This is a genomic window from Nonomuraea rosea (genome assembly GCF_039539705.1).
In the GTDB taxonomy this organism is placed as follows: domain Bacteria; phylum Actinomycetota; class Actinomycetes; order Streptosporangiales; family Streptosporangiaceae; genus Nonomuraea; species Nonomuraea rosea.
Genome location: NZ_BAABDQ010000010.1, coordinates 253,641 through 278,765 on the forward strand (window position 1 = coordinate 253,641; position 25,125 = coordinate 278,765).

Annotated in this window: 24 protein-coding genes; 9 read left to right on the forward strand and 15 right to left on the reverse strand. The window is 69.8% G+C overall.

Translation table 11 applies throughout. The features are described 5' to 3' along the window. Window positions 1-24 precede the first annotated feature (24 nt). The 3 genes from ABEA43_RS24675 to ABEA43_RS24685 all read left to right on the forward strand — a co-directional run bounded on the left by ABEA43_RS24675 (window position 25) and on the right by ABEA43_RS24685 (window position 4,842). A complete protein-coding gene (locus ABEA43_RS24675) occupies window positions 25-1,116 on the forward strand; it encodes a sensor histidine kinase (RefSeq protein ID WP_345565253.1) in 1,092 nt (363 codons plus the stop codon). A gap of 130 nt (window positions 1,117-1,246) precedes the next feature. Further along, on the forward strand, window positions 1,247-2,287 hold the full coding sequence (gene pheS / locus ABEA43_RS24680; RefSeq protein WP_345565396.1) for a phenylalanine--tRNA ligase subunit alpha: 1,041 nt from the start codon (window positions 1,247-1,249) through the stop codon (window positions 2,285-2,287). Further along, window positions 2,287-4,842, forward strand: a complete 2,556-nt coding sequence (locus tag ABEA43_RS24685) for a phenylalanine--tRNA ligase subunit beta (RefSeq protein ID WP_345565255.1) — start codon at window positions 2,287-2,289, stop codon at window positions 4,840-4,842. The genes pheS and ABEA43_RS24685 overlap by 1 nt, the downstream gene beginning before the upstream one ends. A 46-nt stretch (window positions 4,843-4,888) precedes the next feature. On the opposite strand, the gene ABEA43_RS24690 is transcribed toward ABEA43_RS24685, so the two are convergent. Both ABEA43_RS24690 and ABEA43_RS24695 read right to left on the reverse strand, forming a co-directional pair. Continuing rightward, window positions 4,889-5,467: a Uma2 family endonuclease gene (locus ABEA43_RS24690; RefSeq protein ID WP_345565397.1), complete on the reverse strand. Its 579-nt coding sequence runs from the start codon at window positions 5,465-5,467 to the stop codon at window positions 4,889-4,891. A gap of 87 nt (window positions 5,468-5,554) precedes the next feature. After that, a complete protein-coding gene (locus tag ABEA43_RS24695; protein WP_345565256.1) occupies window positions 5,555-5,992 on the reverse strand; it encodes a GNAT family N-acetyltransferase in 438 nt (145 codons plus the stop codon). Window positions 5,993-6,075: 83 nt separating this feature from the next. On the opposite strand from ABEA43_RS24695, the gene ABEA43_RS24700 reads away from it, so the two are divergent. Further along, window positions 6,076-6,423 carry a VOC family protein gene (locus ABEA43_RS24700; RefSeq protein WP_345565258.1) on the forward strand — a complete coding sequence of 116 codons (348 nt, stop codon included), beginning with the start codon at window positions 6,076-6,078 and terminating at the stop codon, window positions 6,421-6,423. Between the two features lie 19 nt (window positions 6,424-6,442). Next, window positions 6,443-6,676: a hypothetical protein gene (locus ABEA43_RS24705; protein ID WP_345565259.1), complete on the forward strand. Its 234-nt coding sequence runs from the start codon at window positions 6,443-6,445 to the stop codon at window positions 6,674-6,676. A 16-nt stretch (window positions 6,677-6,692) separates the two neighbouring features. Here ABEA43_RS24705 and ABEA43_RS24710 read toward each other — a convergent pair whose 3' ends face one another. From ABEA43_RS24710 to ABEA43_RS24735, 6 genes are all read right to left on the reverse strand, one after another. Further along, a complete protein-coding gene (locus ABEA43_RS24710; protein WP_345565261.1) occupies window positions 6,693-7,298 on the reverse strand; it encodes a Uma2 family endonuclease in 606 nt (201 codons plus the stop codon). Window positions 7,299-7,376: 78 nt separating this feature from the next. After that, entirely contained in the window at window positions 7,377-8,630 is a 1,254-nt protein-coding gene (locus ABEA43_RS24715) for an MFS transporter (RefSeq protein WP_345565263.1), read from the reverse strand. Window positions 8,631-8,770: 140 nt separating this feature from the next. Further along, window positions 8,771-9,121: a nuclear transport factor 2 family protein gene (locus ABEA43_RS24720; protein ID WP_345565265.1), complete on the reverse strand. Its 351-nt coding sequence runs from the start codon at window positions 9,119-9,121 to the stop codon at window positions 8,771-8,773. A 35-nt stretch (window positions 9,122-9,156) separates the two neighbouring features. Further along, window positions 9,157-9,567, reverse strand: coding sequence for a hypothetical protein (locus ABEA43_RS24725; RefSeq protein ID WP_345565267.1), 411 nt, complete (start codon window positions 9,565-9,567; stop codon window positions 9,157-9,159). A gap of 145 nt (window positions 9,568-9,712) precedes the next feature. Next, complete coding sequence (locus tag ABEA43_RS24730; protein ID WP_345565269.1) at window positions 9,713-10,048, reverse strand: hypothetical protein; 336 nt, start codon at window positions 10,046-10,048, stop codon at window positions 9,713-9,715. A 125-nt stretch (window positions 10,049-10,173) separates the two neighbouring features. Beyond that, complete coding sequence (locus tag ABEA43_RS24735) at window positions 10,174-11,835, reverse strand: class I adenylate-forming enzyme family protein (RefSeq protein WP_345565271.1); 1,662 nt, start codon at window positions 11,833-11,835, stop codon at window positions 10,174-10,176. 277 nt (window positions 11,836-12,112) lie between these two features. Here ABEA43_RS24735 and ABEA43_RS24740 point away from each other — a divergent pair, with 277 nt between their 5' ends. Together ABEA43_RS24740 and ABEA43_RS24745 are read left to right on the forward strand one after the other, a co-directional pair. Next, window positions 12,113-13,777, forward strand: coding sequence for an endo-1,4-beta-xylanase (locus tag ABEA43_RS24740; protein WP_345565273.1), 1,665 nt, complete (start codon window positions 12,113-12,115; stop codon window positions 13,775-13,777). Window positions 13,778-13,881: 104 nt separating this feature from the next. Further along, window positions 13,882-14,697, forward strand: a complete 816-nt coding sequence (locus ABEA43_RS24745; RefSeq protein ID WP_345565274.1) for a maleylpyruvate isomerase family mycothiol-dependent enzyme — start codon at window positions 13,882-13,884, stop codon at window positions 14,695-14,697. Window positions 14,698-14,750: 53 nt separating this feature from the next. Here the strand turns inward: ABEA43_RS24745 and ABEA43_RS24750 are convergent, their stop codons facing one another. Together ABEA43_RS24750 and ABEA43_RS24755 are read right to left on the reverse strand one after the other, a co-directional pair. Further along, a complete protein-coding gene (locus tag ABEA43_RS24750; RefSeq protein ID WP_345565275.1) occupies window positions 14,751-15,203 on the reverse strand; it encodes a BP74-related protein in 453 nt (150 codons plus the stop codon). A gap of 123 nt (window positions 15,204-15,326) precedes the next feature. Continuing rightward, window positions 15,327-15,932 (reverse strand): VOC family protein, encoded by a 606-nt coding sequence (locus ABEA43_RS24755; RefSeq protein WP_345565276.1) that lies wholly within the window; start codon window positions 15,930-15,932, stop codon window positions 15,327-15,329. A 128-nt stretch (window positions 15,933-16,060) separates the two neighbouring features. Between ABEA43_RS24755 and ABEA43_RS24760 the strand changes: the two genes are divergently transcribed. After that, window positions 16,061-16,324, forward strand: coding sequence for a hypothetical protein (locus tag ABEA43_RS24760; RefSeq protein ID WP_345565277.1), 264 nt, complete (start codon window positions 16,061-16,063; stop codon window positions 16,322-16,324). Between the two features lie 6 nt (window positions 16,325-16,330). On the opposite strand, the gene ABEA43_RS24765 is transcribed toward ABEA43_RS24760, so the two are convergent. Together ABEA43_RS24765 and ABEA43_RS24770 are read right to left on the reverse strand one after the other, a co-directional pair. Continuing rightward, entirely contained in the window at window positions 16,331-18,370 is a 2,040-nt protein-coding gene (locus ABEA43_RS24765; protein ID WP_345565278.1) for a glycoside hydrolase family 99 protein, read from the reverse strand. 8 nt (window positions 18,371-18,378) lie between these two features. Further along, window positions 18,379-21,156 (reverse strand): carbohydrate-binding protein, encoded by a 2,778-nt coding sequence (locus ABEA43_RS24770; protein ID WP_345565279.1) that lies wholly within the window; start codon window positions 21,154-21,156, stop codon window positions 18,379-18,381. 199 nt (window positions 21,157-21,355) lie between these two features. On the opposite strand from ABEA43_RS24770, the gene ABEA43_RS24775 reads away from it, so the two are divergent. Beyond that, complete coding sequence (locus tag ABEA43_RS24775; RefSeq protein WP_345565281.1) at window positions 21,356-21,808, forward strand: NUDIX domain-containing protein; 453 nt, start codon at window positions 21,356-21,358, stop codon at window positions 21,806-21,808. Between the two features lie 131 nt (window positions 21,809-21,939). Here ABEA43_RS24775 and ABEA43_RS24780 read toward each other — a convergent pair whose 3' ends face one another. Genes ABEA43_RS24780 through ABEA43_RS24790 form a run of 3 tightly spaced genes read right to left on the reverse strand, consistent with a single transcriptional unit; the run spans window position 21,940 to window position 25,059 of the window. Then, window positions 21,940-22,761 (reverse strand): carbohydrate ABC transporter permease, encoded by an 822-nt coding sequence (locus ABEA43_RS24780; RefSeq protein ID WP_345565283.1) that lies wholly within the window; start codon window positions 22,759-22,761, stop codon window positions 21,940-21,942. A 28-nt stretch (window positions 22,762-22,789) separates the two neighbouring features. Next, a complete protein-coding gene (locus tag ABEA43_RS24785) occupies window positions 22,790-23,704 on the reverse strand; it encodes a carbohydrate ABC transporter permease (protein ID WP_345565284.1) in 915 nt (304 codons plus the stop codon). After that, the gene (locus ABEA43_RS24790; protein ID WP_345565285.1) at window positions 23,701-25,059 is read right to left on the reverse strand and encodes an extracellular solute-binding protein; all 1,359 of its coding nucleotides are present in this window, start codon (window positions 25,057-25,059) and stop codon (window positions 23,701-23,703) included. Before ABEA43_RS24790 ends, ABEA43_RS24785 begins: the two co-directional genes overlap by 4 nt. Between the last annotated feature and the right edge of the window lie 66 nt (window positions 25,060-25,125).

The window sequence follows — 25,125 nt, forward strand, 5'->3', positions numbered from 1 at the left end:
GTTGTAGGCGGAGGAGGCGAGGTCGTGCACGGCGCAGACACCGACGGGCGAGTGGTGGCCGCCGCGTGCACGATCGCCATCGACGACCTTCCCGACGGTCTTATCGTGACCGACCGATATGGGTGTGTCGTGGCCGTGAACCGGGCTGCGGCGAGGCTCACCGGGGTCGCCATGGAGCGCTCGGTCGGTCGGCACATGAACGACATCTTCCCCTTCCGCGACCATGACGGGCGCGACTGGTGGAAGGCGCTCGACCCGGAAGGCGGCCTGCCCAGCAGGAGCAGGGTGCCGGAGCGCCCGCTGCACCTGCCCGGCGGTCAGGAGCTCTACGTCGCGGCCAGGCTCGTCCGCGAGCCGGAGCGCGGCGGCGAGGTCGAGCGGGTCGCGATCACCCTGCGCGACGGCGGCGCCCGCGCCCGGCTTGAGCGCAGCCGCGCCGACCTGGTCTCCACCGTGGCCCACGAGCTGCGCTCGCCGCTGACCAGCGTCAAGGGATTCACGGCCACGCTGCTGGCCAAGTGGACGCGGTTCACCGACGAGCAGAAGCGCGTCATGCTGGAGACCGTCAACAACGACGCCGACCGGGTCACCAGGCTGATCACCGAGCTGCTCGACGTCTCGCGGATCGAGTCGGGCCGGCTGGAGGTGCGCCGCCAGGTCGTGGACGTTCCGGCCAGGGTGCGCAGGCTCATCGCGGGCCGGGTCGCGGCGGGCGAGCCGGAAGACCGCTACCGCCTGATCGTGGGCGACCATCTGCCGGAGATGTGGCTCGACCAGGACAAGATCGACCAGATCCTGGGTAATCTGGTGGAGAACGCGGTGCGTCACGGGCGTGGCACTGTGACGATCGAGATCGAGTCCGTCGGATGGGGAGTTGCCGTGTCGGTGCGCGACGAGGGCGAGGGCATCGAGCCCGAGCTGGCTCCGCGCGTCTTCAGGCAGTTCTGGCGCGGCGGCAACAGCCGCAGGCGCGGCGGCACCGGGCTGGGCCTGTTCATCGTGAAGGGCCTGGTCGAGGCGCACGGCGGCACGATCGCCGTGCAGCGGGCGCCCGAGGGCGGTGCGGAGTTCCGATTTACCGTGCCCACCGGCACGCCCGACTTCGCGTCTGTCTAGTCGCTTGATTCGGGCCCGGTGGGCGGGCCCCACTAGACTCTTTTCGCTCAAGCCCTGGATACGGAGCTCTCTCTTGTCTGACTACGACCCCGTCGAGGTGACACCGTTGCATGCCGACGAGGTGTCCCGCATGGAGGCCGACGCCATCGCGGCGATCAAGGCCGCTGCCAGCCTCGACGCACTCAAGCAGGCCAGGCTGGCGCACGCGGGCGACCGCTCGCCCATCGCCCTGGCCAACCGCGAGATCGGCGCCCTGCCGCCGAAGGCCCGCGCCGAGGCCGGCAAGCGCGTCGGCGGCGCGCGCCGTACGATCAACGAGGCGCTCGCCGCCCGCCAGACCGAGCTGGAGGCCGAGCGCGACGCGCGGGTGCTCGTCGAGGAGACCGTCGACGTCACGCTGCCGTGGGACCGGCGGCCGCGCGGCGCCCGCCACCCGCTGACCACGCTGCAGGAGCGCATCGCCGACGCGTTCGTCGCCATGGGCTACGAGGTGGCCGAGGGGCCCGACCTCGAAGGCGAGTGGTTCAACTTCGACGCCCTCAACATCGCCAAGGACCACCCGGCCCGCTCCGACCACGACACGTTCTTCGTCGGGTCCACCGGCTCCGGCATGGTGCTGCGCACGCAGACCTCGCCCGTGCAGATCAGGGCGCTGCTCCAGCGCGAGCTGCCGGTCTACGTGATCTCGCCGGGCAAGACGTTCCGCACCGACGAGCTCGATGCCACTCACACCCCGGTCTTCCACCAGACCGAGGGGCTGGCCGTGGACGAGGGGCTGACGATGGCCCACCTCAAGGGGACGCTCGACCGGTTCGCGGAGGTGATGTTCGGCAAGGGCATCACGGCCAGGTTCCGGCCCAACTACTTCCCGTTCACCGAGCCGTCCGCCGAGATGGACCTCAAGTGCTTCGTCTGCCGGGGCGCCTCGGCGGTCCCCGGCAACCCGCCCTGCCGCACCTGCAAGTCGGAGGGCTGGATCGAGTGGGGCGGCTGCGGCATGGTCAACCCGCGCGTGCTCGTCGCGTGCGGTGTCGATCCCGCGCGCTACTCCGGGTTCGCCTTCGGCATGGGCATCGAGCGGACGCTGATGTTCCGCCACAACGCCGAGGACATGCGTGACATGGTCGAGGGAGACGTGCGCTTCACGCTCCCGTTCGGAATGGAGATCTGATGAAGGTCCCGCTCTCCTGGCTGCGGGAGTATGTCGATCTCCCGGCGGTCACGGCCCACGAGGTGGCCGACAAGCTCACCGCGGCCGGGCTCAAGCTCGAGTCGATCACCTCGCACGGCCACGACGTCAAGAACGTCGTCGTCGGCGAGGTTCTCGAGATCGAGGAGCTGTCCGGGTTCAAGAAGCCGATCAGGCACTGCAAGGTCGAGGTGGGGGAGGCGACGCCGCGCGAGATCGTCTGCGGCGCCACGAACTTCGCCGCCGGTGACCGCGTGCCCGTCGTCCTGCCCGGCGGCGTGCTGCCCGGCGGGTTCGAGGTGGGCGCGCGCAAGACGTACGGGCGCCTGTCCGAGGGCATGATCTGCTCCGAGCGCGAGCTCGGGCTGGGCGACGACCACAACGGCATCATGGTGCTGCCCCCTGACACGCCCATCGGCACCGACGTGGTCGAGCTGCTCGGGCTGCGCGACGACGTGATCGAGCTGGAGATCACGCCCGACATCGGCTACGCGCTGTCGATCAGAGGCGTGGCGCGCGAGGCGGCGACCGGGTTCGGCGTGGCCTTCCGCGACCCCGCCGACGTGGAGCTGCCCGCCGAGCCCGAGCCGTCGTGGCCGGCCTCGATCGCCGACCCGACCGCGTGCGACCGGTTCGTGCTCCGTGAGGTCCGCGGGTTCGACCCGGCCGCCGAGAGCCCGCTCTGGATGCGCGTACACCTCACGCGGGCCGGCATGCGGCCGGTGTCGCTGGCCGTGGACGTCACCAACTACCTGATGCTGGAGCTCGGGCAGCCGCTGCACGCGTTCGACCGCGACAAGCTGAGCGGCGAGATCGTCGTGCGCAGGGCCGCGGCGGGCGAGCGGCTGGAGACGCTCGACCACGTCGTGCGCGCCCTCGACCCCGACGACATCCTCATCACCGACCAGTCGGGGCCGATCTCGATGGCGGGCACGATGGGCGGGCTGGAGACCGAGATCTCCGGCGGCTCGACCGACATCGTCGTCGAGGCCGCTCACTTCTCCGCCACGGGCATCTCGCGCGAGTCGCGCAGGCACGGGCTGGTGTCGGAGGCGTCCAAGCGGTTCGAGCGGGGCGTCGACCGGGAGCTGCCGCTCGTCGCCTCGTGGCGGGCCGTGCAGATGCTGGCCGAGCTGGGCGGCGCCACCGTGTCGCCCGGCGTCACGCACGCCGAGGCCGAGGTGTCGCCCGCGCGCATCGCGATCCCGTCCGGCTATCCGGGCACCGTGGCCGGGGTCCCGTACACGAAGGAGACCGTGGTCGCGCGGCTGGAGCAGGTCGGCTGCGTGGTGACGGGCGGCGACGACCCGGCCGTGCGGCAGGGCGGCGTCGACCCGACCGGGGTCGTGACCGGCGGCGCGCTGGCGGCCAGGCTGGCCGTCACCGGCGCCGACATGATCACGGTGACGCCGCCGTCCTGGCGGCCCGACCTGACCGACCCCAACGACCTGGCAGAAGAGGTCATCCGGCTGGAGGGCTACGAGAGCCTGCCGTCGGTGCTGCCCTCGGCTCCGGCCGGGGCCGGGCTGACCGAGGGGCAGCGGCTGCGCAGGAGGGTCGGCCGCGCGCTGGCCGAAGGCGGCTACGTCGAGGTGCTCAACTACCCGTTCATCAGCCCCGACGACTTCGACCACCTGCAGCTCCCCTCCGACGACGCCCGGCGCCGGGCCATGCGGCTGGCCAACCCGCTGTCGGAGGACGAGCCGCTGATGCGCACGACGCTGCTGCCGGGGCTGCTCAAGACCCTGGTGCGCAACGTCGGCCGCGGGTTCCCCGACGTGGCGCTGTTCGAGACGGGGCCGGTCTACCGGCCGCGCGAGGGTGCTCCTTCGACGGCGCCGGTGCTCGGCGTCGAGCGGCGGCCGACCGCCGAGGAGCTGGCCTCGATCGAGGCGGCGCTGCCCGACCAGCCGCTGCGGGTCGCGGTCGTGCTGGCCGGCGAGTTCGAAGGGTCCGGCTGGTGGGGCCCCGGGCGGGCGGCCTCCTGGGCCGACGCCGTACACGCCGCGCGCCTGGTGGCGGCCGAGTCGCGGGTCGAGCTGTCGATCAGCGCCGACCAGCACGAGCCGTGGCATCCGGGCCGCTGCGCCGCCCTCTACGCCGGTGACACGCTGGTGGGGCACGCGGGCGAGCTGCATCCGCGGGTCGTCGAGGCGTACGGGCTGCCCAAGCGGACCGTGGCCATGGAGCTGGAGCTGTCGCGCCTGGAGGCCGCCATGACGGGGCCGGTCGACGCGCCCGTCGTGTCCGCCTATCCGGTGGCCACGCAGGACGTCGCGCTGATCGTGCCCGACTTCACGCCGGTGGCCGACGTGGAGCTGGCCCTGCGTGACGGGGCCGGCGAGCTGCTGGAGTCGATCCGGCTGTTCGACGTCTACGCGGGGGAGCAGGTGGGCGAGGGCAACAAGTCGCTGGCCTACTCGATGCGCTTCCGCGCCGCCGACCGTACGCTGACCGTCGAGGAGACGACGGCGGCGAGGGACGCGGCGGTGGCGATGGCGGCCGACCGGGTGGGGGCTCAGCTCCGTAGCGTCTGAGCGCTGGCCGAAGGGCTGGTACGGCGGAGGCCGTGCCGGCCCTTCGTCATATGGTGTCGATCTCCGTGAGATCGACGTCGATGGGGAAGGGGACGTCCACCTTGAGTTTGGTGTGGTGGATCCCGGTGTGGAAGTAGGTGTTGGTCGCGGGGTCGAGCTCGTAGACGTAGACGACCGCCGCGTCCTCGCGCTCTTCGACGCGCCAGAAGTGCGGGATGCCCGCTTCGGCGTAGAGGACCGGCTTGCGCTTGCGATCGCGCACCACGGACTCCGGGGAGACCACCTCAATCGCCAGCGTGACGTCCTCGGCTTCGTAGAAGGTCGCGCTGTTCCTGATGACGGCACCGGGTCCCAGCACGATCAGATCGGGCTCGGGACGCTGCCGGGGGCCGAGCTTGACGCCTATCTCTCGGCGAACCCGATATCCCTCTGGCGCTGCATTGCGCAGACCTGTCTGCAGCAAGAACAGGACGGAGGTATGGAAGTCTCGCTGGGGGCTCACGAAGACCAAGCTTCCATCAATCAACTCTGTGTGTGCAGGCAGATCCGGAATGTGATCGAGATCTTCTGCTACGAAACCCTGCGGTGGCGGAAAGACCCAGTCGGGCAGCGAGGGAGATGTCATCGCAAAGATCACCGCTTCGGCAGTCATGTTCCAACGCTACCAATCTATTGTGCTCACGCCTTGTGAACGGGCGTACACGCAGCTGTCTTAGTCGGCCAGCGCGTACCGGTAGAGCGTCGAGTCGCGGCGTTGGAAGCCCAGGCGCTCGTACAGGCGGTTGGCCGCCTCTCGTGATGGGCGCGACGTCAGGTCGACGGTGCGGGCGCCGGCTGTGCGGGCGAGCTCGACGGCCCGGGTCGTCAGGGCCGCCGCGACGCCCTGGCCGCGGGCGGCCTCGTCCACCACGACGTCCTCGATGCGTGCGCGGGCGCCGGTGGGCAGCGGGATGATCACCAGGGTCAGGGTGCCGGCGATGCGGCCCTGGGCGCGGGCCAGCAGCACGGTGATCGTGTCGGCGGCTGCCAGGCGGGTCAGGGTGGCGTGGTCGAGCGGCTTCGCGGACGCCGACAGCTGCGGCAGCAGGAGGGCGAACGCGTCCACGATCTCGTCGCTCGCCTCCCTGAGGATCTCTATCTCGACGGGCACGGACCGACCCTACTCCGTGGTGCGGGGCCCGGCCGGATCGCAGGGTCCTGTGAGATGGTGTGAGGGTGATTCAGGGAGTGCATTTGCTGCTGAACAGCCGGGATCCGGTGGCGGACCGGGCGTTCTTCCGTGACGTGCTCGGCTGGCCGTCGGTGGAGGATCCGGCGTCGGGAGGCGGGTGGCTGATCTTCGAGACGCCGCCGTCCGAGCTGGGCGTGCATCCGACCGATGGCGATTCCACGGTGATGATGCACCTGATGTGCGACGACCTCGAGTCGACCGCCGCGGAGCTGGCCGCCAAGGGGGTCGAGGTGGGGCCGGTCGCCGAGAGGGAATATGGCCTGGTCACGACGCTGACCTTGCCCAGTGGCGCGGTGATCGGTCTGTACGAGCCGCGGCATGAGAGCCCCCTGGCCTCCTTCCGTCCGTGACGGCTGGACAATGGTGGGCATGAGGCAGTTGCTCGTGTTCGCGGAACGGGATGACGCCGAGGAGGTCGCGGAGACGCTGGGGGAGTGGTTCGCCGCGCTCGGGGTGCCTCGGGTGGTGCGGGAGACGCTCGCGGGGGAGGACGACGCCGAGAGCGCGCAGTGGCTGGTCGTCGTCGAAGGGCTTGACGAAGGTGCCCTGGCGAAGGTGGATGAGCTGGTGGAACGCTATGAGGGGTGGCGGGAGGCGGGCTGACCGGCTCTCGCTGGGCTCAGAGCTTGTCGATCTCGGTAAGGTCGATGGCCAGGTCAAAGGGGACGGTCAGCTTCAGAGACTCGTAGTGGATGCCGGTGAGGGCGTAGGACTTGGTGGCCGGGTCGAGCGCGTAGACATAGACCACAGGTCTGTCGGAGTCATTCTCGACCCGCCAGAAATGCGGGATGCCGGCCTCCGCGTAGAGCTGTGGTTTCCGGTGGCGATCGCGCAGCTTCGATTCCGGGGAGACGACCTCGACGATGACGACGACGTCTGCCGCGGCGTAGAAGGTGTCGGTAAGGTTTCGCACGGCCTCGGCCTTGATCACCATGATGTCAGGCTCGGGGCGCTGACTGGGGGCGAGGATGACGCTCATCTCTCGCCGCACACGAAGATCTCCCGGCACGGTTTGGCGTAGACCGGTGAGCAAGAGATCGACCAGATGTGCGTGGAAGGAAGCCTGCGGACTCGCGAAGATCAAGCTTCCGTCGATCAGCTCTGTATGTGCGGGCAAGTCTGGAATGCGGTCGAGGTCTTCTGCGGTGAAGCCTCCCCGTGGCGGGAAGACCCAGTCAGGCAGCGAGGGAGTGCCCATCTCTCCGCTCACCGCATCGGCCGTCATGGCTGGACGCTACCAACCTGGTGTCGTGGTTCGCTGACTTTACGTCACAGGCTGCGGAACGGGGCGGTCTGCTCGGGGTCAGGCGAGGGCCTGTTCGCTGGCCTCTCGGCGGGCCTTTTCTGCCAGGGCGTGCTCGTCGGTTCTCGCGTCGTAGTCGCGGAACTTGGGCAGTGCCGCGCCCAGGGCCATGACGGCGGCGACACAGAGCAGGCCGCCCGCTCCGAGGGAGAAGCGAGTGCCGCCGAAGTTGGCCATCAGGCTGGCTCGGGCGTTGCCCAGCATCGGGCCGCTGGCGTAGGAGAGGAGCTCGATGCCCGCCAGCCGCCCGCGCAGCTCGCGTGGGATCGTCTGGTTCCACATGGTCATGCGGAAGATGCCGCTGACCATGTCGGCCGCGCCGGCGAAGGCGATGCAGACGAGCAGGATCCAGATGTTCGGCGCCAGGGCGGAGAGGGCCACAGCGACGCCCCACAGCGCGGCCGCGATGATCACGCCGAGGCCCTGACGCTGGACGCGGGCCGCCCAGGCGCCGGTGAGCGAGGCGATCAGCGCGCCCACCGCGCCGGCTGAGTACAGCAGCCCGAGCGCCTGCGGCGTGCGCAGCTCGTCGGCCAGGAACGGGAACAGCGCCGTCGCCATCGCGAACACCATCGCCGCGATGTCCACCAGATACGTGCCCATCAGGTCGCGGCGGCCCACGGCGTATCGCATGCCCTCGACCAGCGACCGCAGCGACGCCGGCGCGGCGTCCTCGGCGGCCGGCAGGGAACGGATGCGCCACAAAAGGAGCATGGACAGCACGAAGGTGGCGGTGTCGATGGCGTACGCGGCGGCGGTGCCCCAGGTCGTGACCAGCAGGCCGCCGAGCGCGGGGGCCACGATGGCGCCGAAGTTCCAGCGCAGGCTCGACAGGACCGCCGCCGCGCCCTGCTGCTCGTGCCGGACCACCTGCTGCAGGGTGGCCTCCTGGCTCGGGCGCTGCAGGCAGGCGATGCCCATGGAGGCGGCGCCGACCACGTACAGGACCCAGACCTGGGGGTTGGGCAGCAGCGCGTTGACCATGAGGGCCGCCGAGGTGACCAGCAGGCCCAGCTCGCACCAGACGATGATCTTGCGGCGGTCGAGGGAGTCGGCGATCGCGCCGCCCCACAGGCCGAACACGACCATGGGCACGAACTCCGCGAGACTCACCAGGCCGACGGCCAGGTAGGAGTCGGTGAGCTCCTTCATCTGGTACGGCACCGCGACCATCGAGATCATCGTGCCGAACATCGTGATGACGCCGGACGAGAACAGCAGGCGATAGTCGCGAGAATCCCGCAACGGGCCCACGTCTATCGCGAGATTACGGAGAAGGCGTTTCAGTCCAGCGGGCACGAAGGTCAATTGTCCGATGAACGTGGTGTTCGGGGCAAATGGATAAGAGCCCCCGGTCGGTGGCGCATGACCGGAGGCTCTTGAAGGGGGAGAAATCAGCCGGGGATCTTGTCGAGGAAGCCGAGCACCTTGCGGATGCGGCCGTCCTCGGCCAGTTCTACGACGTCGAAGCCGATCGCGACCGGCTCCCCGCCCTCAGGGCCGAGGTGCCAGGTGAAGCGGGCGAGGTGGCCGTGGGCGTCGTACTGGTCGCCGGGGGTGAAGACGAGGCCGGGGAACATGCCCTGGGCGCCTTCGATGACGGCGTTGATGCCGGGGTGGCCGGCCACGTCCGCCAGCGGGTCGGTGTAGGTGGCATCCTCGGTCCAGAGCTCGGCCACGGCCTTGGCGCGGGCGTCGGCGTCGGTCTCGTTCCAGGCGGCGAGGTAGCGGTCGACGAGGGTCATATCAGGTCACTCCCAGGTGGTTCGGGGCTACGGGGTCAGGCGGTGGCGCGGGACTTGCGGAGGCCGGTGATCTGGAGCTCGGCGAAGACGCCGACCACCAGGGCCTGGGCGATGGCCCAGATCGCGCCGATCGTGGTGAAGCCGGCCGCGCCGGTGACGACGGCGGCGACGCTGGCGAGGGTCCAGATGATGTTCAGGGCGATGACGGCCTTGGTGCCGGCCGGGCTGATCGTGCGGCGGGTGGCCAGCAGCGCGACGCCGGCGCCGTACACGAGGAGGAAGACGCCGATCCCGCGCAGCAGGGCCGCGTCGGGGCCGAGCAGATCGCTCACAGGGCCGGCGAAGGCGAGGTAGACCAGCCCGTTGCCGGCGGTGACGACGGCGTCGGCGGCCAGCGCGATGCGCAGGAACTTGGTCCGGTCGGCGGTGACGGTCAGGGCGGTCATATCGGGCTCCTTCAGGCGATGCGTTCTGACACCTGAAAGATGTCAGGCAGCGCGTAGGTGCCGCGATTACGCCCTAGGTAATGCGCTTCGGTGAAACGGTGCCCGACCTGCGGATTCGTGGTTCGGAAAAAGGTGCAGGGGATGGTCAGCGGTAGGTGGTCGTCTTGTCGCCCGGGCTCGGGTACGCCATGGCGCGCAGCAGGCCGGCCTCCCTGCCGTGCCTGGCCGGCGCGCCCCGCAGGCGGCCGCGCAGCACCTGCTGGCACGCCCACACCTGCACCGCCGCGAACAGGGCGAGCAGGACGATCAGCCACGGCCGGGGCTGGATGCCGTCGGCGATGGAGCCCCCCAGGTACGCGACGAACCGCCACAGGGAAGCGATGTCGCCGATGACCAGTGCGGCGACCGCGAGGCCGAGCACGGCGACCAGGTAGGCCGCCGCGACGACGGTCGCGATCCTGCCGAAGCGGTGGCGGCGCACGAGGCTGCTCCAGGGGGCGCGGGACGGCGGAAGCGCCCAACCCCAGCGAGCCGCAGGGAAGTCGATCAAGGCTCGGTTGGGTGACGGCGCCGCGCCCCCGGAGGGCGGGCTCAGGCGGCCCGGGGTCAGGAGCCCAGGACCTCCCTGCGCAGGTGGGTCTTGAGGATCTTGCCGCCGGGGTTGCGGGGCAGTTCGCCCTCGCGGAACCACACGCGTACCGGGATCTTGAACTTGGCGATCCGGTCCGTCAGGAACGTCCGCAGCTCCTCGGTCGTGACCGACTGGCCGGGCGCCAGGCGGATCACCGCGCCGACCTCCTCGCCCAGCTCGTCATGGGGCACGCCGATCACCGCCGCGTCGTCCACCGCCGGATGCTCGAACAGCGCGGCCTCCACCTCGGCGCAGTAGACGTTCTCGCCGCCCCTGATCACCATGTCCTTGGCCCGGTCCACGATGTAGACGAAGCCCTCGTCGTCGATCTTGGCCAGGTCACCGGTGTGCAGCCAGCCGCCGACGAACGTCTGCGCCGTCGCCTCCGGCTTGTTCCAGTAGCCCAGGATGACGTTCGGGCCGCGTACGCACAGCTCGCCGACCTCGCCGGGCGGCAGCTCGGCGCCCATCGGGTCCACCACGCGCACGTCCACCACCGCCGTGGGCAGGCCGATGCTGTCGGGCTTGGCCTGGTACTCGGCGCCGCCGTTGCCGATGGCCAGCGCGGTCGTCTCGGTCATGCCGTAGCCGTTGGAGGGGGCGCGGTTGGGGAGGTTCGTGGTGATACGTTCCAGCAGCTTGGGCGGGGCGGGCGCGCCGCCGTAGCCGAGGGTGGTCAGGGAGCTCAGGTCGTACTTGCCGAAGTCGGGGTGGGACATGAGCTGCCAGGCGTTGGTCGGCACGCCGATCATGGCGCTGACCCGCTCGCGCTCGATCAGGCGCAGCGCCTGCTCGGGGTCCCACTTGTACATGAGCACCAGGCCGCCGCCGCTGAACATGGTGGTCGTCATGCCCGAGAAGCAGCCCGTCACGTGGAACAGGGGCACGGTCAGCAGGGTGATCCTGCGGGTGCCGGCCGCCGCCGCGATGTCCTTGCCCGCCATGGCCGTGGCGCGCATGAGACCGTAGGCGACGGTCATGGGGGACTGGCCCAGGTTGCGGTGGCTGCCGAGCGCGCCCTTGGGGTTGCCGGTCGTCCCCGACGTGTAGAAGATCGTGGCCGGGTCCTCGGGGGACAGCTCGACGTCCGGCAGCTTCACGTCGGCGGAGACCTCGCCCAGCACGTCCTCGAACGCGCGCGCCCCTTCCGGCGCCTCGCCCCTGGCGACGATCAGCGGCACGCCCGTCGAAGCCAGCCTGACCGCCCGCTCACCGTCCGCGATCAGGACCTTCGCGCCGGAGTCGCGCACGCCGTAGGTCAGCTCGGCCTCCGTCCACCAGGCGTTCAGCGGTACGGCGATCGCCCCCGTCGCCAGCGTGGCCGCGAACGAGACCACCCATTCCGGGTAGTTGCGCATGGCCACGGCCACCCGGTCGCCCTTGCGCACGCCGTACTCGTCGACCAGGCGGTTGGCGAGGGTGGCGGCCCGGCGGAAGAGGTCCTCGAACGTGATGTGCTCGTCCTCGTACACGAGGAAGACCTTGTCGCCATGGAACCTGCTCATCTCCAGCAGGGCGCGGAAGTGGGCGGGTGCGTGCTTCCATGTGCGTACCCCGGTGTCGCCGATCTCCTCGATCTCGAAAAGCTGGCCAGGTCCGGTGAGCTGGGCCTGAGCCTGGGCGTGCGAAAGGGACATGCGCAGAACTCCCGCAATAGACGATTATTCCGGATAAATCACAGTACCGACCGGTAGGTACGTCGCGCTAGAGCAGGAAAAACGGGCGCCACGGCAGGCCCCGGTGGCTCATGACCGGGCCGGCGACGTGAAAGTTTCATTTAGGCTCCGATAGTTTCCGGCCGCCAGCTGCTGGTTCAGCGTCGTCCCGCGACCGGCGTTGGCCCCTCGCTTGCATGTCCATGCCGTCTGCGGTGCGATGCGGCAAAGATCGAAAACTTTCGGAATCGAGTGGTAGATGTCTGTGCATTCGTCCTCACTCGTCAGAGTCCTCACCCTGGTGGGAGTGCTCGCGACCTTCCTGCTGCCCGCCACCCCGGCCGACGCGTCCGCGCCCCTGCGCACGCACGCGGCGAGCCGGGGCAAGTTCATCGGTGCGGCGCTCGCCACCGGCCCACTGTCCAATGAGACCTCTTATCGCAACATAGCGGCCACCGAGCTCAGCCAGGTCACCGCCGAGAACGCGATGAAGTGGGACGCCACCGAGCCCAGTCAGGGCCAGTTCAACTTCTCCGGCGCCGACGCCATCGTCAACTTCGCCACGCAGAACAGCCAGCAGGTTCACGGCCACACGCTCGTGTGGCACAACCAGACGCCGGGCTGGGTGCAGAGCCTGAGCGCCACCGCGATGCGCACGGCGATGCAGAACCACATCAGCCAGGTCGTCGGCCACTACGCGAGCAACGCGACCGTGGTCTCATGGGACGTCGTGAACGAGGTCTTCGACGACAGCGGCAACCTGCGCACGTCGTTCTGGTACAACACGCTGGGCGAGAGCTACATCGCCGACGCCTTCCGCGCCGCCCGCGCCGCCGACCCCGACGCGCGGCTGTGCATCAACGACTACAACACCGAGGGGATCAACGCCAAGAGCACCGCGATCTACAACCTGGTCTCGTCCCTGCGTCAGCAGAACGTGCCCGTGGACTGCGTGGGCTTCCAGAGCCACCTGGCCATCCAGTACGGCTTCCCGAGCGACTTCCAGCAGAACCTCCAGCGCTTCGCCGCGCTCGGCGTCCAGGTCCGGATCACCGAGCTGGACGTGCGGATGCAGCTGCCGAGGGACGCCACGAAGGACGCCACCCAGGCCACCTACTACCGCAACGTCGTCAACGCCTGCCTCGCCGTCACCGCCTGCGCGGGCGTGACGATCTGGGGCTTCACCGACAAGTACTCCTGGGTGCCCGACACGTTCTCCGGACAGGGCGCGGCGCTGATCTACGACGAGAACTACCAGCAGAAGCCCTCGTACACCGCCGTGCACGACGCGCTGGCGGGCGGCACCACCACCGATCCCACCCCGCCGACCACGCCCGGCACGCCCGCCGCGAGCAACGTCGCATCGAGCTCGGCCACGCTGACGTGGACCGCCTCGACCGACAGCGGCGGCAGCGGGCTCGCGGGGTACGACGTCTTCCGCGAGCAGGGCGCGACCGACCAGCAGCTCGGGCAGAGCACCACCACCTCGATCTCGCTGACCGGGCTGAGCGCCTCGACCCAGTACCAGGTGTACGTTCGCGCACGTGACGGAGCCGGGAACCTGTCGGCGAACTCCGCCCTGGCCACCTTCACCACCACCGCGGGCGGCGGTGGTGGCGGCGGCTGCACGGCGGTGGGGACCGTACAGAGCCAATGGGGCAATGGGTACGTCGTCCAGCCCGTGGCCGTCACCAACACCGGCACGTCCGCCATCACCGGCTGGACGGTCACCTTCACCCTGCCCGCCGGCCACACGCTGAGCGGTTCGTGGAACGCGGCCGTGACCGTCAGCGGGCAGACCGTCACCGCGAAGAACATGGGCTACAACGGCAACCTGGCGCCGAACGCCGGCACCACCTTCGGCTTCCAGGTCAGCCGCCCGAACGGCAACACGCAGACGACCTCCGGGTACACCTGCGCGTGACCGGGACCTCCCCTGGGTGGCCGGCCGCCCAGGGGATTCTCTCTTCCGGGAACATTGACATTTAAACCGTTGAGGTCTGTCGTTCGCCGTAGGAGGTGAACGGCATGAACGAATGGGATGCCACCTCGTACGCGGGAAAGGACACCATCCTGCGGGTCGTGGCGGAGGAGGCTGAGCGGCTGTTCGCGCTGGCCGAGGCCGAGGAGGCCTGGGAGGCTCCGACCGCCTGCCCGGGCTGGACGACGCGAGACGTGGTCGCGCACATCGTGGACACGACGGAAGGGTATTTCGCCGGCTTCGACGCGGCCCGCGGGGGCGCGCTCCCTGAAGGGGCGTACGGGCTGCCCGGGATGGGGGCCCGGGTCAACGAGCAGGCCGTGGCGCTGCGGGGGATCCCGCAGAAGGAGCTGCTCGACCGGCTCAAGGCGGACTTCGAGCGGATGCGGGCGATCCTGCGCGAGCTCGGCGAGGACGAGTGGGCGGGGCTGACCGTTCCGCACTACTACATGGGGCCGCTGCCCGCGTACTTCTACGCGGCCGGGCAGCTCATGGACTACGCGGTGCACTCGTGGGACATCCGCCAGGGCACCGGCAGGGCGCACGGGCTGTCGGGCGAGGCGGCCGATCTGCTCGTGCCGTTCATGTTCGTGCTGTGGCAGTCGACGATCAGGAGGGAGGCCGACCTGACGCCGTTCGAGCTCGGGATCCGGGTGGGCGGGGTCAACGGCGGCGACTTCCACGTCTCGGTCGGAGCCGACGGGATGGCGTACCGGGAGGGGAGCTTGGTGGGGCTGCCCGCGGTGATCGAGTTCGACGCGGGGAGCATGGTGCTCACGACGTTCGGGCGGAGCAACGCGGGGACGGTCAGGGGCGACCTGGCGATCGCCGACCGCTACCTCAACCTGTTCTTCCGGATCTGAGCGCCGTACGGCCTGCCGGTCTGTGCGCCGGCAGGCCGTGGCGCCGGCGGCTGCTACAGCTCGTTGACCAGGCGCGAGGTCCACGGGCACCACACGAGGCCGGGCAGGAACGGGCCGCCCGCCTCGTCCAGGTGGTCCTCGACATAGGGGATGACGGCGTCGCAGACCTCGATGGCCACGTCGAAGAAGTCGACGGTCTCGGGCTGGTAGTGATAGCTCCAGGGGGCGTTGTAGGGGGCCGGCACCTTGCGGATCCTGCCGACGACGTGCGGCCGGTCCGTGGTCTCGCCGCTGAGCAGGGCCCGGGCGTGGGCGATCTTTCCGGCGTCCGTGAGCTGGAGGACGAACCGCGCGCCGGTGATGTCGGTCATCGTGAAGTACGCCGGCGCGGCGGCCTGCCGGGCGGCGCCGCTCGTGCCGGCCGCCGTGGCCGGGGCGACGGCGGTCAGGACGGCGAGCGCCGCTGCGGCGAGGGGAAGGCCGATCTTGCGGGCGAGACCTGGCATGGATTACCTCCGGTGCGTGGAGTCACGAAGCGTGACTCTCCGACACGGAAGGTAGTCGAGCGATTACCGAGTGTGGCACTAGCGGAACGGCCACACCGTGCTGTCCCTGATCGCGGCAGGTGATCAGGGCTCCAAGGTGATCCCCTCGCGCTTGAGGTCCTCGACGATGCCGTCCACCAGGCGGGTGCCGACGGTGTGGTGCAGCCGCCCGTCGTCGCGCAGCTCGCGTACGGCGGGCACCGGGTCCTGGTCGGCGAACAGCCGTTCGTCGGTGTAGTCCACCGGGCGGCCCGTCGGGTCGATGGTCCACCAGGAGGCTTCCAGTGCGATGCCGTTCGGGTCGCTGAAGTAGATCGAGCGCAGGAACCCGTGGTCGATGACGTCGGTGACCTCGCACGCGTGGGCCTTGAGCCGGTCGCGGAGCCGGTTGAGTGAGTCCTCGTCCGGCAGGTGCAACGCCAGGTGGTCGAACTGCGCCGCCTTGGCGTACGGCACGCCCGCGGGCTTGGCGAAGCTGTCGAGGGGCTGGCCGGTGTATTCGAAGAAGGCGACGGTGTTGCCCGGCGCCACTTCGAAGAAGTAGTGCTTGAACGCGGGGACGGCAAGGGTGGTGACCAGGCGGGCGTCGAGCACGCCGTGCCAGAAGCGCACGGTCGCGTCCATGTCCGCAGTCACCAGGGCAAGGTGGTGCACGCCGCGCCAGTGCACCGTTTCTGGGGTCGCAGCCATGCGCCAACCGTACGCCTTTCAACTATCTCTGTTAAGCCAGAGCCTTGTGCCTGTCGAGGGCTTTCTTGGGCGCTGCTTATAGCGAACGTAAGAATGGAGTCAATGTAAGATCTGGCCCGTGGCCTCTGGTGAGCGGGTCCCCGCGCGGCGGGAGCTCGCGGGCGGCCGGGAAGCCACCCGCTACCTGCTCGAACGCGGCTACCACCGGATCGGCTTCGTGTGCGGGCCCGCCGAGGAGGGGCCGGCGGCCGAGCGCGTGGCCGGCCAACCCGGCCGGGGAGGTCGGCCGGGCCGGCGCGCGCAGGCTGCTCGACCGGCTCGAAGGCAGGGTGGCGGAGCCGTCGAGCGAGCTGATCATCCCGGCCAGGCTGATGCGCCGCGAGTCCGCCTGACCCGCGCTATCCCGCTGACGGCCGGAACCGCTCCACCCAGTAGCGCGTGCGATCCAGGTACGCGGTCTCGGCGGCGGCGCCGGACGTGCCGTACGCGCCCTCGAAGCTCTGGTACCCGGACCTGACGACGGCGGGTTCGAGCACGCTGCCCTCATGCCATTCGTTGAACGAGGTGATCGACACCCACGTGGGGGCGGTGCCGATGGCGTTGGCCCACTCCTTGTCGTAGGTGGCGCCGTTGTCGCGGGCCAGGGTCGGGGTGGTGTTGCCGGGGACGGCGCGGTCGTCGATGTAGCCGGGACCGACCGACGGCGCCCAGACCAGGTTGTGCTGCTTGGCGTACGCGGCGGCCTGCTGCCAGCCGGGCGCGGTGGCCCCGGCGATGGCGTCGTAGGTGTACATGCCGGAGAAGTGGGCGATCTTGGAGGTGTCGGTGGTCTGGGCGAGGACCACGTTCGTGCCGGTGACCTGGTCGAGCGCCGTCCAGTCGGTGATCAGCAGGCTCTCGAAAATGTAGAACGCGTTGCGGAAGGCCGGGTGGGCGCCGTAGGTCTGGTTGAGGTACTGGACGTCGGACACGACCGAGGCGGCGGTGCGGCCGGCGTACGGCTCGATGTGCCAGGCCACCTTGACGCCCTCGCGCTGGGCGGCGTCCATGACCCGGCGGGCCAGGCCGTCCTCGTAGCCGCCGCGGCCCCACCAGCTGTAGACGAGCACGCCGGCGCCCGACTGCCTGATCCACTTCATGTGCTGGTCGATCGCGGCCTGGTCGCCCGAGTCGTACGGGCCGAGCTTGGGGTAGAGGTCGGCGCCGACGTCCGCGGGCGGCGTGTGCCCGCCCTGCTGCCAGTGCCGCCAGGCCCCGCTCACGGGCGGGCTGCCGTACCAGGGGTAGTAGAAGACGTGCACGTCCGGCGAGACCTGCGCCGGCGTGCCCGTGCCCAGCGTGAAGGTGTCGACGTCGAACAGGGAGCCCGCGCCGCCCGCGAAGACGAGGAAGAGGGGGCCGGTGCCGGTGCCGGTGAGGGTCGTGGTGACGCTCTGGAAGGTTTCCCAGCCGCCGGTGACCGGGACGGTGAGGGTGCCGAGCTGGGTGCCGGTGGCGGAGCCTGCGCGGATGGTGATGGTGCCGCCGGCTCCGGCGGAGGAGACGCGGGCGGTGAAGGTCTTCGCGCCGGTGGCGCTGACCTGCGCGTAGCCTGCCCAGTCGCCGTTGTCGATGTAGCCGAGGGTCCGTCCGCCGCTGGCCGGCGCGTGGTTCGCGATCTGCACGCCCTGACCCGACGTGTACGCCTCGCCCTCGGTCGGGGCGGGGGTGGCGCTCACGCCGGCCGCGTACTGGATGCCGCCGAGCAGGAGCCGCCGGAAATCTCCGTCACTGTACGACTCGGCGGTGTGGCCGAGACCGGTGTAGAACGACCTGCCGGAGCCCTGCGCGTGATACCAGGTGATGGGGTGGTCCGCGCCCATCGTGCCGCCCGAGTAGCTCGCCTCGTCCAGGGTCTGCAGGACCTTCACACCGGGACGCGGGTTGGTGCGGTAGTCGTACCACTCGTCGGTGCGCGTCCAGGTCGCCCCCAGGTGCGCGGTGGCGGGGTGCGAGCGGTCCTCGTTCCTGATCACGGCCTGCTGGATGGCCGGATGGCTCTTGAACCAGGCGCCGACGAGCTGCCCGTAGTACGGCCAGCCGTACTCGGTGTCGGCGGCGGCGTGCACGCCCGCGAAGCCGCCGCCGTCCACGTACGCCTGCAACGCGGCCTGCTGACCGTCGTTCAGCACGTCGCCGGTGGTGCTCAGGAACACCACGGCCCGGTAGTTCGCCAGACCGGCGGCGGTGAAGACGCTCGCGTCCTCGGTCGCCGTGACGGTGAAGCCGTTGGCCGTGCCGAGGCTTCTGACGGCCTCGACGCCGGCCGGGATGGAGTCGTGACGGAAACCGGCCGTCTTGGAGAAGACCAGCACCTGGTAGGCGGCGCCGGCGGTGGCCGGCGCCGGCGCGAACACGCAGACGAGCGTGGCGATGACGATCGCGATGAGAGGACGCATGCCGCTGCCTACCTCGTGAGGGTGAAGGTGTCGATGTCGAACAGGAAGCCCGCGCCGCCCGCGAAGACGAGGAAGAGGGGGCCGGTGCCGGTGCCGGTGAGGGTCGTGGTGACGGTCTGGAAGGTCTCCCAGCCGCCGGTGTTCGGGACGGTGAGGGTGCCGAGCTGGGCGCCGGTGGCGGATCCCGCGCGGACGGTGATGGTGCCGCCGGCTCCGGCGGAGGAGACGCGGGCGGTGAAGGTCTTCGCGCCGGTCGTGCTGACCTGCGCGTAGCCTGCCCAGTCGCCGTTGTCGATGTAGCCGAGCGTTCGTCCGCCGCTGGCCGGCGCGTGGTCCGCGATCTGCACACCCTGACCCGACGTGTACGACTCCGCCTCCGTGCCGGTCTCGAACGTGAACGCGTCCAGGTCCAGCAGGTTGCCCTGCCCGGTCACGCCCTTGAACACCAGGAAGAGCGTCGTCGTGCCGGACGGCGCGCCGGTCAGATTCGCCGAGACGGTGGTGAAGGTGTCCCAGCCGCCGGTGTTCGGCACGGTCATGGTCCCGAGCAGGGTGCCGGTGGCCGACCCGGTCCGCACCTCGATCGTGCCGCCCGGGCCGCCGGACGACACGCGGGCGGTGATCCTCGTGGCGTCGCCGAGCGCGTACGGCTGGAAGGAGATCCAGTCGCCGTTGTCGGTGAACCCGGCCGTCCTGCCGCCCTCCGCCCCGCCGTGGTCGGCGGCCTGGATGCCCGACTGCGCGCCGAAGTGCTCGGCCTGCCGATGCCTGGGCTGCAGCGTACGGGTGCTGTGCGTGGTCAGGCCGCCCTTGTCGGTGTACTCGGCGTCGAGGACACCGTAGATGTTGGCGGCGCTGTCGTGCTCACCGTCGACCGGGATCGCGATCGAGCCGGTGCAGCCCGTGTTCGAGGTGATCGCGTGGCTGTGGCTGTCATGCCCGAGCAGGTACGTCACCTTGACCTTCGCGCAGTCGATCGCGCCGTCCTCGGGATCGGTGACCGTGACCGCGAACGGCAGGGTGTCGCCGAAGGAGAACAACTGCCCGTGCGCGGGCCTGGTCAGGGTGACCGACGGGGCGGTGTTGCCGGCCGTCACCACCAGGCTGGCCGTGCCCGTCAGCCCTTGCGGGTCCCGGACCGTGAGCGTGGGTGTGTACGTGCCGTTGGCCGCGTAGGTGTGGGACGGGTTGGGCTGGGCCGAGGTGGCGCCGTCGCCGAAGCTCCACGCATAGGTCAGCGCGCCGCCCTCGGGGTCGGAGCTGCCCGCCGAGGAGAAGGCCACGGTCAGCGGCGCCGGGCCCGAGGTCTTGTCGGCGGCGGCCTTGGCGATCGGGTTGCGGTTGGTGCCGCCGATGTACTCGACCCGGTAGAGCGCCTGGTCGCCCGCGCCCGTGCCGTAGTCGAGCACGTAGAGGGCGCCGTCGGGGCCGAAGTCGGTGTCGATGATCTGCGTGCCCGTCCACGGGAACGCCTCGATCACGCCGGGCGAGCCGTCGGCCTTCACCTCGATGGCCTTGATCCACTTTCGCCCGAACTCGGCGGCGAAGTAGCGGCCGTTCAGGGCGGCGGGGAACTTGACCGGCGAGTTCAGCGCGGCGTCGTACCGGTAGACCTCGCCGCCCATCGGCGACTCCGACCCGCTGCCGAACTCCGGCGGAGAGCCGGCGTCTCCCGCGTACCTGATCCAGCTCGGCTTGGCGGGCGGCAGGGTGGCCAGGCCGGTGTTGCGGAAGGAGTTGTTGGCGGGGCCGCCGGCGCAGTCGTACTTGGCGGAGGCCGGGCCGCTGGGGAAGGCGTACTCGGTGTAGGTCTCGGCGGCCGTGTTGGTCCCCGTGCAGTACGGCCAGCCGTAGTTGCCCGGCGCGGTGATCCGGTCGAACTCGACCTGCCCGCTCGGGCCCCTGCTCGGGTCGGTGGTGCCCGCGTCGGGCCCGTAGTCCCCCAGGTAGACGACGCCGGTGGGCCGGTCGACCGACATCCTGAACGGGTTGCGGAAGCCCATCGCGTAGATCTCCGGCCTGGTCCGGGCGGTGCCCGGCGGGAAGAGGTTGCCGGTCGGGACCGTGTACGTGCCGTCCGGCTGCGGCTTGATGCGCAGGAGCTTGCCGCGCAGGTCGTTGGTGTTCCCGCTCGATCGCTGCGCGTCGAACTGGGGGTTGCGGCCGGTGCGCTCGTCGAGCGGGGAGTAGCCGCTGGACTCGAACGGGTTCGTGTCGTCGCCGGTCGTCAGGTAGAGGTTGCCGGCAGCGTCGAAGTCGATGTCGCCGCCGACGTGGCAGCACTGGCCGCGGTCGTTCGGCACCTGGAGCACGACCTTCTCGCTGGCCGGGTCGAGGGTGGCGTCCGCTCTGAGGGTGAACCTGGAGAGGTTGAGGTGCCCCTTCCACGCCTCGAAGTCGGCGGCCGTGCCCGTGGTGGGCGCGTCGCCCGCGGGGGTGGTGAGCTTGGGGGAGTAGTAGAGGTAGACGAAGCGGTTCGTGGCGAAGGCGGGGTCGGCGGCGACGCCCTGCAAGCCCTCCTCGTCGTGGGTGTAGACGTCCAGCTTGCCGGCGATCTTCGTGTTGCCGGCCGGGTCGGTGTGCCTGAGCGTGCCGTCGCGGGCGGTGTGCAGGACGCCCCGGTCGGGCAGGACGGCCAGCGAGATCGCCTCGCCGGTCTCGGCGGGGCCGGCGGCCAGCTGGACCTGCTGGTAGTCGCCCGGCGGGATGTCGGCGGCGATCGAGGTCGCGGTGGTGGCGCCGGGGAGCGCCAGGAGTAAGGCCGTGAGGAGGCGTGCTGCTGCCATGGGCTTCCCTTCCTGACCTGGGGGGTTGAGTCAGGCGTCAGGCACTTGCGCTTGACGTTTTGTGCGGCAAAGGGAGATATTTCGCCAGAGTTGCGAATCGTTTGCGATGGTGACATCGGAAAAGTGAGCTGTCAAGACGGACTATTTTTACAGTTGATGAAAGATAAGTTGAGGCAGGTCAGCGCAAGGTCTCGTGTTTATGCTGGAAATTTCTGACTTTAAGGTCAGATCCAGCGCCTTGGGCCGCCCTGCGGCAGGCGGTCGCGGAGCAGCGGGACGCCGAGGGGGCGGCGGGCTCCGGCCGGGGGAGAGCCACGAGCAGGCCGCGTTGCGCGAGCTTCGCGAGGAGACCGGGCTGCCGGGGGCCGTCCTGGGGCCGGAGGTGTGGCGCGGGCGGCCGTGGACGGCGGTCCGTGACGGAGTCGCCTACGAGGTGCGGCAGCGCTACTTCCTGGCCCGGGTTCCCGCGTTCGAGATCGACACCTCGGGGTTCGAGGATTTCGAGAGGTCCTCGATCCGCGGGCATCGGTGGTGGAGCGCCGGGGAGCTGGCCGCCACGACGGACCTGCTGCGTCCGGCCGGGCTGGCGGAGCTGATGGCGGCGCTGCTCGCCGACGGGCCGCCGCCGGAGCCGGTGATCGTGGACGGCTGAGACCTCTTGCGCTTGGCCGTAGGTGGTCGGGCAGGTCGCCGCCGATCCGTTCGGTAACGCCCTCGTCCTGGTCGATCTGTCCAAAGGGCGGGAGCGTGACGGGCGTCGCGGCCCCGGAATGAGGGGGCGGGTCAGCCCTTGACCGAGCCGGCGAAGCTGAAGGAGCCGGCCAGATACTTGTTGACGGCCACGTACAGGACCACGGCCGGGGCCGTGTAGAGGATCGAGAAGGCGGCGAGCTGGCCGTACGCGACCTGTCCGTACTGGGAGAAGAAGGTGTAGATGGTGACCGCGGCCGGCTGTTTCTCCGGGGTGTCCAGCAGGACGAAGGGGGCGAAGAAGTTGCCCCACTGGCCGACGAAGACGAAGATCGCCACGACCGCGATCCCCGGGGCCATCAGGGGGCCGACGACCGCGGTCAGCGAGCGGACCCAGCCGGCCCCGTCCACCCAGGCGGCCTCCTCCAGGCTCACCGGGACGCCGTCCATGAAGTTCTTCATCATCCAGATGGAGAACGGCAGCGAGCTCGCGGCCAGGAAGAGGACCATCGCGGGCACGGAGCCGTACAGGTTGAATCGGAAGAACATCGCGTAGACCGGCACCAGGATCGCCGTCACCGGCAGGCCCGTGGTGAACAGCAGGGTCAGCATGAAGTGGCGGCGATAGCGGAGCTGGTAACGCGACAGCGGGTACGCCGCCAGGCCCGCCACCAGGACCGTCAGCACCGCCGTCGCGCCCGAGATGATGATCGAGTTGATCAGCGGCAGGATGATCGTCTCCCAGGTCAGGACCGCCTTGAAGTTGTCCAGGGAGAAGGTGAGCGACGGCTTGGCGGCCAGCGTCGCCTCCGGCTGGACCGAGGCGATCAGCACCCAGAGGAACGGGCCGACGAAGGCCAGGGCGATGAGGAGGAGCGCCAGCAGGGCCGCGCCCCTCGCGGCGAGCCGGGTCATGCGGTCCCCGTCCTGCGGTGTGGTCCTGTCATGCGTCCTCCACCTTGATCAGGCGTAGGTAGACGAGCGAGAACAGAGCGCCGATCACCAGCATGACCAGGGCGATCGCCGCGCCGTAGCCGATCTCGAAGTAGCGGAAGGCCTGCTCGTACATGTACAGCGGCGTCGTCTGGCTGGCCGTCCCCGGGCCGCCGCCGGTCAGGGCGTAGATGAGGCCGAAGCTGGCCAGGGTCTGCAGGGTGATCAGCATGAGGTTGGCCATGATGGAGCGGCGGATCAGCGGCAGCGTGATGTGCAGCAGCCGGCGGCCGGGGCCCGCGCCGTCCACCGCGGCGGCCTCCACCAGCTCGGCGGGCACCTCCGAGAGCGCGGCCGAGTACACGAGCATCGAGAAGGCCGTGCCGCGCCAGATGTTGGCCAGGATGACCGCGAGCATCGGCGCCGTGTACAGCCATTCCTGCGACAGGCCCAGGAACGAGTTGAGCGTGCCCTCCTCGGCCAGGAAAGAGAACCAGCAGGCCGCCGCCACGACCTCGGGGACGACCCAGGCGGCGATCACCACGCCGTTCACGACGCTGCGGGTCACCCGGCCGCGGCCGCGCTGGAGCAGGGCGATGATCAGGCCCAGGGTGTTCTGGCCGATGACCGCCGAGCCGATGACGAAGACGAACGTGAGCAGGAAGGAGTTCAGGAAGTTCGGGTCGCTGAAGAGCTTGACGAAGTTCGCCACCCCCACGAACTGGGAGTTCACCGAGGCCGAGCCCGTCAGGGTCTCGTTGGTGAAGGCGATGTAGACGCTCCACAGGATGGGACCGACCAGGAACAGGACCAGCAGGAGCAGCGCCGGGCCCAGGGGGAGGAGCCAGCGCAGCGTGCCCCGCCGCGACGGGCCGCGCCGGGGCGGGCTCGTCACGGGCGGGGCGGGTGCGGTGGTGATCGTCATCGGGCGAGGACCTTGTCGGGACCTCCGACCGCCGACGGCAGAGCCTTCACGTACGCCGCCGTGGCCTCCTCAGGGGTCCGCGTGCCCGTCGTGACCGCCTCCATGGCCTCCTGGACCTGGGCGGAGACCTTCGGGTACGCCTCGAAGGCCGGCCGGTAGTGGGTGACCGAGGCCAGGTCGGTCCAGAACTTGACGCTCGGGTTGTCGGCGCTGTACTTCGGATCGGCGGCGACGTCCTTGCGGGTGGCCAGGTCGCCCGTGCCCACCGAGTACGTCATCGAGTTCTCCTTGTTGGTGGCCACCGTGATGAAGTCGAACGCCTCCTGCTTGTTCTTCGTGTACGAGCTCATCGCCATGACCCAGCCGCCCGACATGCTGACCGCCCCCGGCGCCTCGCCGTTCTGCGTCGGCATGGGCGTCCAGCCCATCTTCTGCGTCCACTCGGGCCACGGCTTGGTGCCGGTCGGCTTCCAGGCCGAGGAGGCCCACGCGCCGTCGAGCGAGATGCCGAGCCTGGCCGCCGGGAACCATTCGAGGCTGACCTTGTCGGCGAGCTTGGCGTTGTGGGCGTCGGGCTGCTTGGGACCGAGCTCTTCGCGGTAGATGGTGTTGACGAAGGTCAGGGCGTCGGTGAAGCTCTTGCCCCCGGCCACCCACTTCTTCTGCGCCTCGTCGTAGAGGGTGCCGCCGGGGGTGCCGTACAGGAGCATCTCGAAGCCCTGCATGGTCGACGCCTCACCGTGGATCTTCGTCGAGTACATGCTGAACGGGATCGCGCCCTGGACCTTCTGCTTGATCGTGCGGGCGGCGGTGAGGACGTCGTTCCAGGTCTTCGGCTCCCAGGGGACGGTGATCCCGGCCTGGGCGAAGACCTCCTTCTGGTACCAGAGGCCGCGCGTGTCGGTGCTGATCGGGACGCCGTAGATCTTGCCGTCCCCGCCCTTGGCGGCCTGTTTCACCGAGTCGGGGAACTGGGCGCTCCAGTCGGGCCACTTGGCCAGGTAGTCGTCGAGCGGGGCCAGCTTGCCGGCCGCCACGTCCGCGTTGACCTGGAACGTGTCGTGGTAGTAGAGGTCGGGCGCCGAGTCGGGAGAGCGATTCAACAGGGCCAGCTTGGTGTAGTAGGCCTCGTTGTTGCCCTGGACGGGAGTGAGCTTGATCTTGACGCCCGGATGGGCGCTCTCGTACTGCTTCTTCGCGTCGCCGAGCATCTTCTCCAGATGCGGCCACGTGGGCTCGACCTTGTAGAGGACTTCGAGCTCCTTGCCGCCTGAGGTGTTCTGCGCAGGGTCGCCGCCACCGCAGCCGGCTACGGCCGTCAGCAGCAGGAGGGAACCGGCCAGCGTACGTTTCATCACGGTCTCCCCGTGTTTCCGTGGGTTGCGGAGAAACGTAAATCTTTTTGATTTACTAAGTCAACA